The 14,602-nt window shown below is 44.9% G+C and carries 16 protein-coding genes; all 16 read left to right on the top strand.

Annotated elements, in window-relative coordinates:
* Nucleotides 1–31: 31 nt before the first annotated feature.
* The 16 genes from CLV59_RS26990 to CLV59_RS26915 all read left to right on the top strand — a co-directional run bounded on the left by CLV59_RS26990 (nt 32) and on the right by CLV59_RS26915 (nt 14,594).
* Nucleotides 32–1,795: a tetratricopeptide repeat protein gene (locus CLV59_RS26990; protein WP_111595218.1), complete on the top strand. Its 1,764-nt coding sequence runs from the start codon at nt 32–34 to the stop codon at nt 1,793–1,795.
* 157 nt (nt 1,796–1,952) lie between these two features.
* Nucleotides 1,953–2,348 carry an NADH-quinone oxidoreductase subunit A gene (locus CLV59_RS26985; protein ID WP_111595217.1) on the top strand — a complete coding sequence of 132 codons (396 nt, stop codon included), beginning with the start codon at nt 1,953–1,955 and terminating at the stop codon, nt 2,346–2,348.
* 24 nt (nt 2,349–2,372) lie between these two features.
* Nucleotides 2,373–2,936: an NADH-quinone oxidoreductase subunit B gene (locus CLV59_RS26980; RefSeq protein WP_111595216.1), complete on the top strand. Its 564-nt coding sequence runs from the start codon at nt 2,373–2,375 to the stop codon at nt 2,934–2,936.
* A 41-nt stretch (nt 2,937–2,977) separates the two neighbouring features.
* Nucleotides 2,978–3,493, top strand: coding sequence for an NADH-quinone oxidoreductase subunit C (locus CLV59_RS26975; RefSeq protein WP_111595215.1), 516 nt, complete (start codon nt 2,978–2,980; stop codon nt 3,491–3,493).
* 12 nt (nt 3,494–3,505) lie between these two features.
* Nucleotides 3,506–4,726, top strand: coding sequence for an NADH-quinone oxidoreductase subunit D (locus CLV59_RS26970; protein ID WP_111595214.1), 1,221 nt, complete (start codon nt 3,506–3,508; stop codon nt 4,724–4,726).
* A gap of 75 nt (nt 4,727–4,801) precedes the next feature.
* The gene (locus CLV59_RS26965) at nt 4,802–5,293 is read left to right on the top strand and encodes an NADH-quinone oxidoreductase subunit NuoE family protein (RefSeq protein WP_111595213.1); all 492 of its coding nucleotides are present in this window, start codon (nt 4,802–4,804) and stop codon (nt 5,291–5,293) included.
* A gap of 25 nt (nt 5,294–5,318) precedes the next feature.
* Entirely contained in the window at nt 5,319–5,519 is a 201-nt protein-coding gene (locus CLV59_RS26960) for a hypothetical protein (protein ID WP_111595212.1), read from the top strand.
* A gap of 78 nt (nt 5,520–5,597) precedes the next feature.
* Nucleotides 5,598–6,956, top strand: a complete 1,359-nt coding sequence (gene nuoF / locus CLV59_RS26955; RefSeq protein WP_111595211.1) for an NADH-quinone oxidoreductase subunit NuoF — start codon at nt 5,598–5,600, stop codon at nt 6,954–6,956.
* A 91-nt stretch (nt 6,957–7,047) separates the two neighbouring features.
* Nucleotides 7,048–7,425 carry a GxxExxY protein gene (locus tag CLV59_RS26950; protein ID WP_111595210.1) on the top strand — a complete coding sequence of 126 codons (378 nt, stop codon included), beginning with the start codon at nt 7,048–7,050 and terminating at the stop codon, nt 7,423–7,425.
* Nucleotides 7,426–7,542: 117 nt separating this feature from the next.
* Entirely contained in the window at nt 7,543–8,640 is a 1,098-nt protein-coding gene (locus CLV59_RS26945) for a 2Fe-2S iron-sulfur cluster-binding protein (RefSeq protein WP_111595209.1), read from the top strand.
* A 26-nt stretch (nt 8,641–8,666) separates the two neighbouring features.
* Complete coding sequence (gene nuoH, locus CLV59_RS26940; protein WP_211324035.1) at nt 8,667–9,710, top strand: NADH-quinone oxidoreductase subunit NuoH; 1,044 nt, start codon at nt 8,667–8,669, stop codon at nt 9,708–9,710.
* Nucleotides 9,711–9,764: 54 nt separating this feature from the next.
* Nucleotides 9,765–10,268, top strand: a complete 504-nt coding sequence (gene nuoI, locus CLV59_RS26935; RefSeq protein ID WP_111595208.1) for an NADH-quinone oxidoreductase subunit NuoI — start codon at nt 9,765–9,767, stop codon at nt 10,266–10,268.
* A gap of 49 nt (nt 10,269–10,317) precedes the next feature.
* Entirely contained in the window at nt 10,318–10,812 is a 495-nt protein-coding gene (locus CLV59_RS26930) for an NADH-quinone oxidoreductase subunit J family protein (RefSeq protein ID WP_111595292.1), read from the top strand.
* A gap of 42 nt (nt 10,813–10,854) precedes the next feature.
* Entirely contained in the window at nt 10,855–11,172 is a 318-nt protein-coding gene (gene nuoK, locus CLV59_RS26925) for an NADH-quinone oxidoreductase subunit NuoK (protein WP_111595207.1), read from the top strand.
* A 56-nt stretch (nt 11,173–11,228) separates the two neighbouring features.
* The gene (gene nuoL, locus CLV59_RS26920) at nt 11,229–13,127 is read left to right on the top strand and encodes an NADH-quinone oxidoreductase subunit L (protein WP_111595206.1); all 1,899 of its coding nucleotides are present in this window, start codon (nt 11,229–11,231) and stop codon (nt 13,125–13,127) included.
* 33 nt (nt 13,128–13,160) lie between these two features.
* The gene (locus tag CLV59_RS26915) at nt 13,161–14,594 is read left to right on the top strand and encodes a complex I subunit 4 family protein (RefSeq protein WP_111595205.1); all 1,434 of its coding nucleotides are present in this window, start codon (nt 13,161–13,163) and stop codon (nt 14,592–14,594) included.
* The last annotated feature ends 8 nt before the right edge of the window (nt 14,595–14,602 follow it).

Below are 14,602 nucleotides of genomic sequence, written 5' to 3'. Positions count from 1 at the left end.
CAACTAAAAATTTAAAAAAATCAGATTGCAAATGAACAGACGGAAAAGTTTAATCGTAGCAATGCTGTGCGCTGCCTCCAGCAGTGTAATGGCTCAATCTGTAGAAGATGGATTGAAAGACCTGTATTATGGAAAGAATCTATCTGCAAAACAGAACTTCGAAAAAGTAATTGCTGCGAAGCCAACAGAAGACAAAGCCTATTATTACATGGGTATAGCGCAACTGGCCATGGGTGATCAGGCTGGTGCTACTGCCACTTTCCAGAAAGGTTTGCAGGCTGTTCCTACCTCTGCATTACTGCAGGTGGGTATGGGCCGTATCGACCTGTTGAATGGTAACGCTGCTGCTGCCAAACAGAAATTTGAAGGTGCAAACGCTGCTACTCAGGGAAGAGATGGCGATGTGGCTCGCGCTATCGCTGATGCCAACACAGAAGTAAAAGGTGGTGATCGCCCTTACGCACTGAGCGTAATGGAAAAACTCCTCAACAACGAAGGACGTAAGAAAAAAGAACAATATACTGCCACTGCAGCAGACTACATTGAGCTGGGTGATGCTTACCGCTACCTGGGTGGTGAAAACGGTGGTAAAGCCATCACTACCTATGAGAAAGCGCTGGAATTACAGCCTAACAATGCAGAAGCTGTAATGAAAGAAGGTCTGGTAAACTACAACGCCCGCCTGAAAGCGGAAGCGGTATCTGACTGGACCAAAGCTACCAACATGGACCCTAAGTATGCTCCGGCATTCTATGAGCTGTTCCTGTTCTACACCACTCCTAAGAAAGATCAGTTGGATTGGAACAGAGCGGCCGGATACCTGCAACAGTATATGGAAGTAGCTGACCCTGCTGATAAAAACAAACTGCAATATCTGTCTGCTTCCGTAGCATTCTTCAAGAAAGACTATGATCAGGCTATCTCCAAAGGACAGGCTGCAATGGCTGGCGCTGATGCGCAAACCACTGATAAACTGAGCCTGCTGATTGGTGACTCTTACCTGCAGAAAGGTGATTCCCTGACTGCTAAGAAAGTAATGGACGAGTATGTAGCTAAAGCTGGCGATGCTAGCCTGGGTATCCAGGATTACAAACTGCTGAGCACTATCTACCTGCGTCTGAAATCTTCTGACTCTGCTACACAGGCTGGTTATTCCGATAAAGGTCTGACTTACCTGGAAAAATATGCAGCCCTGGATACTACCAGAGATGTAGAAACTTACAACGCAGTAGCAGAAGCTTACAAATCTGCAAGAAAATACGATAAAGCAGGTGAGTGGTATCTGAAAGCAAACGATATCCGCACTGGCAACAAAGAAACACTTCAGGCAATTGATTACTATCTGCCTGCACAGATGTACTACTATGCTGGCGCTACTGCCAAACCACAGGATACCACTGCGCTGAATAAAGCAGATGAACTGTATGGCAAAATGATCGAAGTAAAACCTGATTTTGTGTTGGGTTGGTATTACAGAGGGATGGCCAACTACGCAAAAGACCAACAAGGTCAGTCAGGCGTTGCTAAACCTTACTTCGAGAAATATGCAGAAATCGCTGGTGGCGATCCTGCTAAAAACAAGAACAACCTGATCAATGCTTATACTTATCTGTTGCTGTACTACTACAACAAAGAAGATAAAGCAAACATGAATACTTACATGGAGAAACTGCTGTCTGTTGATCCAAACAGCGTTACCGTGAAAGAAATCAAAGAAAACATGGCTGCTCGTGAGAAACCATCTGCCAAACCTGCAGGTAATGGTGCCAAAACGGCTGCCGGCAACAAGAAGTAATCTTTATCGATTATAAACAAAAAACCCTCTGAACTTCAGGGGGTTTTTTTGTTTCTGGTTAATGAAAAAATCTAATATTTTACCAGTTTATTCATTTGATATTTAGATTACTTACAGTATTTTTGCGCATTCGGTCAATATTTTTATCGGGAAGCTTATGTATACAGAAACTGAATTTTTGTCAGCAACGACTACTCCTTTCAGCTATTTCCCTATTGTGCTGCAATTACTTGCCGCTGTAGGTTTTGTTGGGATTACCATGTTTGCCACCCATTTCCTAGGTCCCAAACGCAAAACAAGCGATAAGCTTATTAACTTTGAGAGTGGAATTGAACAAGTTGGAAATGCCCGTCAGCCGGTTGCCATCAAATATTTCCTCACGGCGATCCTGTTCGTATTATTTGATGTGGAAGTAATCTTTTTCTATCCCTATGCTGTTAATTTCAGAGATCTTCATTGGGAAGGATTTATTGCAGTGCTGATGTTTGTTGGTTTCTTCCTCTGTGGCTTTATCTACATTGTGAAGAAAGGCGCCCTGAAATGGGAAGATTAATCATAAATCTCTAAAACTTATACCATGGCTCGTCCGGTTCAATATAATACTAACGTGAAGATGGTGGAAATCCCTGAGGGATATTCCGGTGAAGGATTCTATGCCACCTCTTTTGATAAGGTGATTGGTTTGGCCCGTAAGAACTCTATCTGGCCGCTGCCTTTCGCTACTTCCTGCTGTGGAATCGAATTCATGGCAACAATGGCTGCTACATACGATATGGCGCGTTTCGGTGCGGAACGTATGGCCTTTACTCCTCGTCAGTGCGATCTGCTGATGGTAATGGGTACCATTTCCAAGAAAATGGGTCCTATCGTACGTCAGGTATATCTGCAAATGGCAGAACCACGCTGGGTACTGGCAGTAGGCGCCTGCGCTTCCAGTGGTGGTATTTTCGATACTTATTCCGTTCTTCAGGGTATTGACCAGGTAATTCCGGTGGATGTATATGTACCGGGTTGCCCTCCAAGACCAGAAGCAATTATCGACGGTTTCATGAGAATTCAGGACCTGGTTGGTAATGAGAGTCTCCGCCGCCGTAATTCTGACAGATATCGCGAACTCATGGAGTCTTACGGTATTAAATAATGAAGAACAGGTAAATCGTTAATCGTAAATTACTCTTGTTAATGTCTTTAACAAACGAACGCATACAACAACGACTCACGGAGAAGTTTGGAGAACAAGTCGGCGGCTTTGAAGAGCCATATGGCATGCTCACCTTCACCGCGCAGAAAGACTATAATCTGAAAGTAATGCAATTCCTGTTTGATGATGAGGAATTGCGTTTTCAGTTTTTAACGGATATCACTGCCGTTCATTATCCTGAAAGGAAAAATGAAGAACTGGCCGTGATTTACCACCTGCATAACTTCCAGGATAATGTTCGCATCAGACTGAAAGTATTTGCACCGGTATCCGCACCTAAAGTATATACCGCTACCAGCCTGTTTCTCTCTGCAAACTGGATGGAGCGCGAAACATATGACTTTTTCGGGATTGACTTCGTAGGTCATCCTAATCTGAAACGTATCCTCAACGTGGACGAAATGACTTATTTCCCCATGCGTAAGGAATTCCCGCTCGAAGACTCCATGCGTATTGACAAAGACGATGAGATGTTTGGTCGGGGAGGAAACATTTAATACTACCAGGATATGCTAGACCAGAAACAACATGTAAAGCTGCCGGAAGGCTCATTAGAGAAAACAACTACCACGCTGAACCTGGGGCCTACTCACCCTGCTACCCACGGCGTGTTCCAAAATATTCTGGAAATAGACGGTGAACGAATTGTAAGCGCTGAATCTACAGTGGGTTATATCCACCGCGCTTTTGAAAAAATCGCTGAACGCCGCCCTTACTACCAGATCACTCCACTCACAGACCGTCTTAACTACTGTTCTTCTCCCATCAATAACATGGGCTGGCATCTGACAGTAGAAAAATTACTGGGTTTAGAAATGCCTAAACGTGTGGATTACATGCGTGTAATCATCATGGAACTGGCGCGTATCGCAGATCACCTGATCTGTAACTCGGTAATGGGCGTGGATACCGGAGCCCTCACCGGTTTCGTATACCTCATGACCTATCGTGAGTTGATCTATGAAATTTATGAAGAAATCTGTGGGTCCCGACTCACTACCAATATCGGCCGTGTAGGTGGATTTGAAAGAAATTTCACACCAGCTGCCTGGGCGAAAATCAACCGCTTCCTGGATGAATACCCGGCTGTTCTGCAGGAGTTCGAAAAACTCCTGACCCGCAACCGTATCTTCATGGAGCGTACGCAGGGCGTAGGCGGAATCGATGCCAAACGCGCAATGAGCTACGGCTTTACCGGCCCGAACCTTCGTGCAGCTGGTGTTGACTTCGATGTACGCGTGTCTAACCCATACAGCTCTTATCAGGATTTCGATTTTACAGTACCTGTAGGTACTACCGGCGACTGCTACGATCGTTACCTGGTGCGTAATGCGGAAATGTGGGAAAGTATCAGCATCATCCGTCAGGCAATGGAAAAATTAAAAGGCCTGCCAGACGATGTATTTCATGCTGATGTACCGGATTTCTACCTGCCTCCTAAACAAGACGTATATACGAAAATGGAAGCCCTGATCTATCACTTTAAGATCGTAATGGGTGAAACAGATATTGTTCCTGGTGAAATATATAATGCAGTAGAAGGTGCAAACGGCGAATTGGGTTTCTATCTGATCAGTGATGGTGGCCGTAGCCCTTACCGACTGCACTTCCGTCGTCCTTGCTTTATCTATTATCAGGCCTATGCTGAACTGGTACAGGGAGCCATGCTGAGTGATGCGATCATTTGCATGAGTAGCCTGAACCTGATAGCAGGAGAGCTGGACGCGTAACAGGAGTGGATATAAACTCCGGTTTATATCATTATACGTATTAATAAATTTATTCAATTATAAATTTGAATAGCAGTGGTTCAATTTTCTGAAGAGAAACTGAATAAAGTAAAAGAGATCGTCGCACGCTATCCGGAAGGGAAGCAGAAAAGTGCGTTGATACCAGTGCTGCACCTGGCACAGGAGTCATTTGGCGGATGGTTGAGCGCAGAAACGATGGACTATGTAGCAACACTGTTGCAACTGACGTCTATCGAAGTATATGAAGTGGCTACTTTCTACAGTATGTTCAATTTGAAACCTGTAGGAAAGTACCTGTTTGAAGTATGTCAGACGGGTCCTTGCATGGTGAGTGGCTCAGATAACATTATTGAGTATATTAAATCCAAACTGGGTATTGGGGTAGGTGAAACTACTGCTGATGGCATGTTTACACTGAAAACAGTGGAATGTCTGGGCGCCTGTGGTTATGCTCCGATGATGCAGTTGGGTAAACACTATCGTGAACATCTCACCCCTGCAAAAGTAGATGAAATCATTGCTGAATGCAGGTCTAAGGCTAACTAATTTTCGGTCATAAAAAATTATTACCATGCGATTAACAGGCATCTTAGTACAGCACTTTTTACAGAACAAATTCATCCTGGTGGAATCAGCGTTGCTGATAGGTTGTCTGACAGCCCTTTGCCGAGTGGATGATACTTTTGCTTCTTTTGTGTTCGGAGTTACTGCTGGATACCTGTTATTCCGGCTGGGTGACCGTATTGCAAAGAGAGGAGCCAGTAAGGCCTGATGGTCAAAAATCTTTACATCACAAATCTGTTGATGACAGATTTCAGAATGAAAATTGTCGTCAAACTATAAGAAGAAAATGGGACGCAAATTACTGTTAGAAAACGCACATATTGAAGGCATCCGGTATTATGACACTTACCGGAAACAAGGCGGTTATGCGGCAGCGGAAAAGGCGCTGAAAAGCATGGGTCCGGAAGCTGTACTGGAAGAAGTGAAGAAGAGTGGCCTCAGAGGCCGTGGTGGAGCAGGCTTCCCTACTGGTATGAAATGGAGCTTTATTGCAAAACCAGAAGGCGTTCCCCGTTACCTCGTTTGCAATGCGGATGAATCCGAGCCAGGTACGTTCAAAGACCGTTACCTGATGGAGTTTATCCCTCACCTCCTCATTGAAGGGCTGCTGATTTCCAGCTTTACCCTGGGCGCTAATGCCTGCTACATATACATCCGTGGTGAATATGCCTGGATTCCGGATATTCTGGAACAAGCGATCGCGGAAGCAAAAAATAACGGATGGCTGGGTAAAAATATCCAGGGAACCGGTTTCGATCTGGAAATCTACGTGCAACGTGGAGCCGGCGCCTATATCTGTGGTGAAGAAACTGCGCTGATTGAATCCCTGGAAGGTAAACGCGGTAACCCACGTATCAAACCTCCATTCCCTGCGGTAAAAGGCCTCTGGCAGTGTCCTACCGTAGTAAACAATGTTGAAACACTGGCGGCTGTAGTTCCTATCATCAATTACGGCGCTGATGAATATATCAAACTCGGTACAGGTAAATCTACCGGTACTAAACTGATCTCCGCTTGCGGTAATATCAACAAACCGGGTGTTTATGAAATTGAAATGAATATCTCTGTAGAGGAATTCATTTTCTCTGAAGAATACTGCGGTGGTATTAAAAATGGCAAACGCCTGAAAGCTTGTATCCCTGGTGGATCTTCCGTTCCGGTACTGCCTGCAAACCTCCTCCTGAAAACAGCTAAGGGCGATACCCGTATGATGACATACGAAGGCCTGGCTGAAGGCGGTTTTGCCACAGGTTCCATGCTGGGTTCCGGCGGCTTTATCGTAATGGATGAAGATCAGTGTATTGTTCGTAATACGCTCACATTTGCACGTTTCTATCACCACGAAAGCTGTGGTCAGTGTAGCCCATGCCGTGAAGGTACCGGCTGGATGGAAAAAGTGCTGAAAAATATAGAATACGGGAAAGGTAAAATGAGTGACATCGATTTGCTCTGGGATATCCAGCGTAAAATCGAAGGCAATACCATCTGCCCACTCGGCGATGCCGCAGCATGGCCAGTAGCAGCTGCTATTCGTCACTTCCGTGATGAATTCGAATGGCATGTGAAAAATCCGGAAGAAGCACAGCGCCGTAACTTCGGCCTGGCACACTACGCAGACCCGCTGCCAGTGCCTGCCGCTGTGTAGATTTTTTGCTCGCAGAGCAGCATAAGCAGCAAAGCAGCAAGAATAACTTATTATTATTTTCAGAGATTGTTAACCCAAACCGATTTTATCCATGTCTGAAAATGAAATCTCAAAAGAGGTTGTAGTTCTTTGTTATTATTTGCATCAAAAGTATGGTCCAGGACTGTTTGAATCTGTTTATCAGCAAATACTTGTATATGAGTTGCGAAAAAAAGGCTTTCATATACAGGAACAGGCAGAGATAGATATTGAACATGAAGGGATCATTATCCCAAAAGCTTTTAAGGCGGATATAATTATCAATAACAAGGTGATTATAGAGCTGAAATCAGTTAAACAGCTGGAGGAGATACATTTTAAACAGCTATATACCTATCTGAAGCTGACAAATTTAAAACTTGGTTTGTTGATCAATTTTAATGTAAAGCTCATTAAAGAAGGTATTCGAAGGGTTGTTTATAACATTTGAGAAGATTAAAAAAGTGGAGTAACATCCAACAAAACATAATCACTTTGCTGCTCTGCTGCTTATGCTGCTTTGCGAGCAAAGTTTAAACGCCCGCCTGCGGGCAACAAACAGAAAACAATGGCTGAGGAAAAAAAATTGTTCAAGGTCAAGATTGATAATATCACCGTGGAGGTTGAACCTGGTACTACCATTCTCAACGCTGCACGTGGTATTGGTGGAGATGTAGTACCACCGGCAATGTGCTATTACTCTAAATTACAGGGTAGTGGTGGTAAATGCCGTACCTGCCTCGTGAAAGTAACCAAAGGATCTGAAGCAGATCCTAGACCTATGCCTAAGCTGGTAGCCAGCTGCCGTACTACCGTAATGGATGGTATGGAAGTAGCAAATATCACTTCTCCGGAAGTACTGGACGCACGTAAAGGTATCGTTGAATTCCTGCTTATCAATCACCCGCTGGATTGCCCAGTTTGTGACCAGGCAGGTGAATGCGACCTCCAGGATCTGAGCTATGAACATGGCGCTGAAACTACCCGGTACGAATTTAAACGCAGAACTTTTGATAAAGTAGATCTCGGCGAGCATATTCAATTGCATATGACACGCTGTATCCTTTGCTACCGTTGCGTTTTCACAGCTGATCAGCTGACAGAAAAACGTGAACACGGTATCCTGGACAGAGGAGATCATTCTCAAATCAGCACTTACATCCAGCAAAACCTGGACAACGACTTCATCGGTAACGTGATCGATGTTTGTCCGGTAGGCGCATTGACAGATAAAACCGCTCGTTTCAAAAACCGCGTATGGTTCCTGAAACCAGTAGACGCACACCGTAACTGCGATAATCCAAAATGCTGCGGTAAAACCGTTCTCTGGATGCGTGGTAACGAAATCTTCCGTGTTACAGCCCGTAAAGATCAGTTTGGAGAAGTAGAAAACTGGATCTGCGATACCTGCCGTTTCGATAAGAAAGACGTAAAAGACTGGGTAGTTGAAGGTCCTCGTAATATCGATCGTCACAGTGTGATTTCTCAAGGTCACTATGTTAATACCGTACAACCTAAAGATCCACTGGTGGAAGTACTGGATGGCCGTCAGCCGCAATTGCTTTTCGATATCCATACTACCAGCCAGGTTAACAGGCCGGATATCGATCTGTCTAAAATTGACGGACCGGCACATTCTGACGACTTCAACAAGCCTAAATCGTAATTCGTAATTCGTAATCGTACTTGATAATGACGTTATTAAGCATAGACTGGTTTTATTTAGTGGAGAAAATACTCCTGATTTCGGGAGTATTGGTACTCTCACTGGTGGTGGCCATGTATTCCACCTGGGGTGAAAGAAAGGTTGCCGCCTGGATTCAGGATCGTCTGGGTCCTAACCGTGCGGGTCCAATGGGATTACTCCAACCGCTCGCGGATGGTGGTAAACTCTTCTTCAAAGAAGAAATTATCCCAACTCACTCCAACAGATTTCTGTTTATCCTCGGGCCTTCCATCGCTATGATGGTAGCCTGTATGACCAGTGCTGTTATTCCATGGGGAGATACTATCACCGTTGCTGGTCGTACTGTTTCCCTGCAGGTAGCCGATGTAAACATCGGTATCCTCTTCATTTTCGGAGTAGTGAGTATGGGCGTATACGGCATTATGATCGGTGGTTGGGCTTCCAACAACAAATACTCCCTGCTGGCATCTATTCGTGCGGCCTCCCAGATCATCTCTTATGAGCTGCCTATGGGCCTGGCTTTGATTGCACTGCTGATGCTGACAGGCACCCTCAGTCTGAAAGAAATTGTAGAACAACAGCGTCATGGCGTATGGAACGTATGTTTACAGCCACTGGGCTTCCTTATCTTCCTGATCTGCGCGTTCGCTGAATGTAACCGTACTCCATTCGACTTACCAGAAGCGGAGAATGAGCTCAATGGTGGTTATCACCTGGAATACTCTTCCATGAAACTGGGCTTCTTCCTGTTCGCGGAGTATATCAATATGTTTATCAGCTCGGCTCTGATTGCTACCTTGTATTTCGGAGGTTATTCCTTCCCTTGGATGGATAGCCTGGGATGGGGGGAGAATGCCATCGCACTGTTAGGCTTCTTCATCTTCTTCCTGAAAATATTGTTCTTCATATTCGTATTCATGTGGGTACGTTGGACAATCCCGAGATTCCGTTATGATCAGCTGATGCGTTTGGGTTGGAGAATTCTGATTCCACTGGCATTAGCAAATATGCTGATCACAGGCGCTTTGGTATTATTACGTCAACATTAATCATGTATTTTACCTGCCATTGGCAACAATGGCAGGACTTAAATAGCATTCATTATGCAAACTTTAACTAATAGGGCAAAACCAGTTGATCGCAGTCCCATGACTTTCATGGAGAAGATGTATCTCCCTGCTATCTTCACAGGGATGGGTATTACCCTGAAACACCTTTTCAGAAGAAAGGCTACCGTTGCCTTTCCGGAACAGAAACGTCAGTTCAGCCCTGTATTCCGTGGATTACATGTACTGAACAGAGATGAAGAAGGTCGTGAAAGATGTACTGCATGCGGACTCTGTGCTGTTGCCTGCCCAGCTGAAGCGATCACTATGGAAGCAGCAGAAAGAAAACCAGGTGAAGAACACCTGTACCGTGAAGAGAAATATGCTGCCCGCTATGAGATCAATATGCTGCGTTGCATATTCTGTGGTTTTTGTGAAGAAGCATGTCCTAAAGACGCTGTTTACATGTCTGAAACCTTCGCGCCAGCGAACTATCAGCGTAAAGGCTTTATCTATGGGAAACAAGATCTCCTGATCCCTAATCCTAAAGCTGATAAATAATTTCTTCCAAAAAAACACAATACAATAGTCAAACATAGCAGAGATGGGAATGAGTATACAACAAATAATTTTCATGGTGCTGTCGTTCGTTGCGCTGGTATCAGCGTTGGGCGTAGTATTGAGTAAAAATCCCGTTACAAGTGTATTATGTCTGATCGTGACATTCTTCGCGATAGCCGGACATTACATCATGCTGAATGCACAGTTCCTGGCAGTGGTTCATATCATCGTATATGCCGGTGCCATCATGGTATTGTTCCTTTATGTAATGATGCTGATGAACCTGAACTCAGACATTGAGCCTCATAAACGCAACTGGCTGAAATATGCCGGCGCTATCAGTGGCGGCGCGCTACTGGTAGTATTGGTAGCAGCATTGCGTGATGCAAGCGTACCTGCACTGAGCGAAACTGCCACTGAAATTGGTCTGATCCATAACTTGGGTAAACTCCTGTTTACACAGTATGTGGTACCTTTTGAAATCAGCAGCATTCTGTTCCTGAGTGCAATGGTAGGTGCAGTAGTAATTGGTAAAAAAGACTGATCCTTTCAGGTCAGTGTAATTCGTAAATCGTAATTCATTTATATGCCTGTTCAATATTACATATTCCTGAGTATCGCCCTGTTTTGCATTGGTGTTATGGGAGTGCTGATGCGCAGAAATGCCATCATCATTTTTATGTGCATAGAACTGATGTTAAATGCAGTAAACCTGTTGCTGGTTGCCTTCTCCAAGATGTGGGCAGATGCCGGAAAAGTAGATGCCGGATCAGCGCAGTTATTCGTATTCTTCATCATGGTTGTAGCAGCTGCTGAAGTAGCAGTGGGCCTGGCCATCATCACAATGGTCTACAGAAATACAAAATCCGTAGATATTAACATTCTTAACAGGCTGAAAAATTAATAATTCTCATCCTTCATAATTATTAATTTCTTCGACGTCGTAAATAGAATTGATAAATGATTAATCTAGTTTGGCTGGTACCATTTTTACCATTATTAGGTTTCCTGGTGAATGGATTGGGACGCAGATTTTTATCCAAGTCCATCGTAGGGTTTGTTGGAAGCAGTACGGTGTTGGCTGCCTTTGTGGTGAGCTTATTGATTTTTTTCCAGGTAAAAACGCCTGGATTTACTGCACAGGTAGTTAGCCTGTTCGACTTCATCTCTGTAGGATCGCTTCATATCCCCTTCGCTTTCCAGGTAGATCAGCTGAGTGCACTGTTCCTCCTGATTATTACCGGTGTAGGTACCCTGATCCATATCTACTCAACTTCTTACATGCATGAGGAAAGTAACGAGAGCTTCGCAAGATATTTTGCGTACCTCAACCTCTTCGTGTTCTCTATGCTGATCCTGGTTTTAGGAGCCAACTATGTGATGATGTTCATCGGTTGGGAAGGCGTAGGTTTATGTTCTTATCTCCTGATTGGTTTCTGGTTTAAAAATACCAGTTATAATAATGCTGCCAAGAAAGCATTTATCATGAACCGCATTGGTGACCTTGGTTTCCTGATCGGTATTTTCTTCATGATCATGCAATTTGGTACTGTTACTTTCCCTGAAGTATTTGCAAAGGCAGCGCCACTGGGCATGAACAGCCCTGTACTGGCGGCTATCGCTATCTTCCTCTTTGTAGGAGCTACTGGTAAATCAGCACAGATTCCGCTGTATACCTGGTTACCAGATGCGATGGCGGGTCCTACTCCTGTATCTGCCCTGATCCACGCTGCAACGATGGTGACTGCCGGTATCTACATGATTGCCCGCAGTAACGTGATTTACACACTGGCGCCTTGCGTACAGACCATCGTAGCGATTATTGGTGTGGCTACTGCACTTTTTGCAGCTACCATCGCCCTTAAACAAAATGATATCAAAAAAGTACTGGCCTATTCTACTGTAAGCCAGCTGGGTTATATGTTCCTCGCACTCGGCGTTGGCGCTTATGGTGCAGCAGTTTTCCACGTAATGACACACGCTTTCTTTAAAGCGCTGTTGTTCCTCGGCTCCGGTTCCGTCATCCACGCAATGGGCGGCGAACAGGATATCCGCAAAATGGGAGGACTGAAGAAATACATGCCCGCTACACATATTACATTCCTGATAGGCTGCCTGGCAATTGCAGGTATTCCTGGATTCTCCGGTTTCTTCTCCAAAGATGAAATCCTCGCGAGTGCATTCGGTGTAAATATTTCCTACTATGCGTTTGGACTTTTAGGCGCGCTGATGACAGCCTTCTACATGTTCCGACTGTATTATATCACTTTCTGCGGTCAGTTCCGTGGTACCCACGAACAAGAACATCACCTGCATGAAAGTCCTGCTGCTATTACTATTCCACTGATCATCCTCGCTGTACTGTCTGTTTTGGGCGGTTATGTAGGTATGCCGGAAGTATTTGGTACAAAGAATCTGCTGGCAGAATACCTGGAGCCGATCTTTGCACCTTCTGCTCCATTCGCAGTAGCGCATCATCTGAGCCACAGCACAGAATGGTTGCTGATGGGCCTGAGCAGTGCGTTGGTAATAGTAATGATCTTCGTAGCACGTTCCCGTTTTGTCAACTACCAGGATACTGGCGCCGAAAGCACAGGCTTAGGAAAAGTACTGGAAAACAAATGGTATGTTGATGAGATATATGATGCCGTAATTGTAAAACCTCTCTATGAACTGAGTCGTTTCTTCCGTGATACCATTGAAAAATCCGGAATCGACAGACTGGTAAATGGCGTAGGTCGTGGCGTGAAATGGGGTAGTCAGCAGTTCCGTCTGTTACAGAGCGGAAATGTTGGTTTCTACATCTTTGCCATGGTAATCGGTATGATCGTATTATTTGTGATCGGATTCTTATTATAAACCAAAAGCAGAAGTTACAAGCGCAGATAAATTATGTTGACAGTTTTATTAATATTGATTCCTTTCATAGCGGGCCTTATCGCATTTGGCCTGAAGGGGTCCGGGCCTAAAAAGCTGGCGATGGTAGCATCCCTGGCAACGGTGGCAACAGCAATCGGCGCATGGTGCCGCCTCGGTACTGCACCAGCAGATTTGAGCTTTGCAGCCAACTGGATTCCTCAGCTGGGCAGTCAATTCAAAGTAGGGTTAGATGGAATGGGCATGATGCTGTGTTTACTTACAGCCATTGCTTTTCTGCTTGTTTTCATCAACATTAACAACCGCGAATACGAATCTTCCAGTAGTTTCTACGGATTGATGTTGTTATCGCAGGCGGGTCTGACCGGCGTATTCACCGCGTTCGACGCCCTGCAGTTCTACATCTTCTGGGAACTGGCACTGATTCCTGTTTACTTCCTCTGCTCACTCTGGGGAGGTGAAAAACGTATAGCCGTTACCTTTAAGTTCTTCGTTTATACATTCCTGGGTTCACTGCTGATGCTGGTAGGTATTATCTACCTGTATTCTCAGACTCCGGATCATTCCTTCAGCTGGGAAAGCTTCACTACGCTGCATCTTGGCGCTGATCAACAAAACTGGCTCTTCTGGCTGTTCTTTGTTGCATTCGCCATCAAAATGCCGATCTTTCCTTTCCATACCTGGCAGCCAGATACTTACGAACAATCTCCGACTCCTGTAACCATGATCCTTTCCGGTGTTATGGTGAAAATGGGTCTGTTTGGTCTGATCCGCTGGTTGCTCCCGGTATTGCCAGAAGGCGCCAGCATGTGGACAGACGTCGCCATCGTATTATCTATCATCGGTATCATCTATGCTTCCTGCATCGCAATGGTACAGAGTGATCTGAAACGACTGATTGCTTATTCTTCCATTGCGCACATCGGTTTGATGAGTGCCGCTATCTTCTCCAAAACGGAGCAGGGTATGCAAGGTGCGTTGCTGCAAATGTTCAACCACGGTATTAACATTATCGGATTGTGGATAATCGTTGAAATTATCCAACAACGTCTGAAAGTGAAGAATATGGACGATCTGGGCGGTATCGCGCAGAAGGCTCCTCGTATGGCTATCTTCCTGGTAATTATCAGTCTTGCCAATATCGGCCTGCCACTGACCAACGGTTTTGTGGGTGAGTTCCTGATGTTTAGCGGACTTTTCCACTATAATCACTGGTTTATGGCTATTGCCGGACTGGGTATCATACTGGCAGCAGTATATACGCTGAATATGATTCAGAAAGTAATTTTCGGCAATACGAATGCATTAACAGAAACTACTACTGACCTGCAGCCTGGTGAAACACTGGCGCTGAGCGTGGTGGTTGCTATCATCCTGATCCTGGGTGTTTATCCAAAACCAATCCTGGATCTGGTTAGCAGCACAACAGCAGCGGTTCTTAAATTTTAAACGGGGTT

Origin of the sequence: Chitinophaga dinghuensis (genome assembly GCF_003259435.1) — a bacterium.
Lineage (GTDB): Bacteria > Bacteroidota > Bacteroidia > Chitinophagales > Chitinophagaceae > Chitinophaga > Chitinophaga dinghuensis.
Note: the sequence above shows the minus strand (reverse complement) of the source record. Positions and strands in the feature narration are given on the sequence as shown.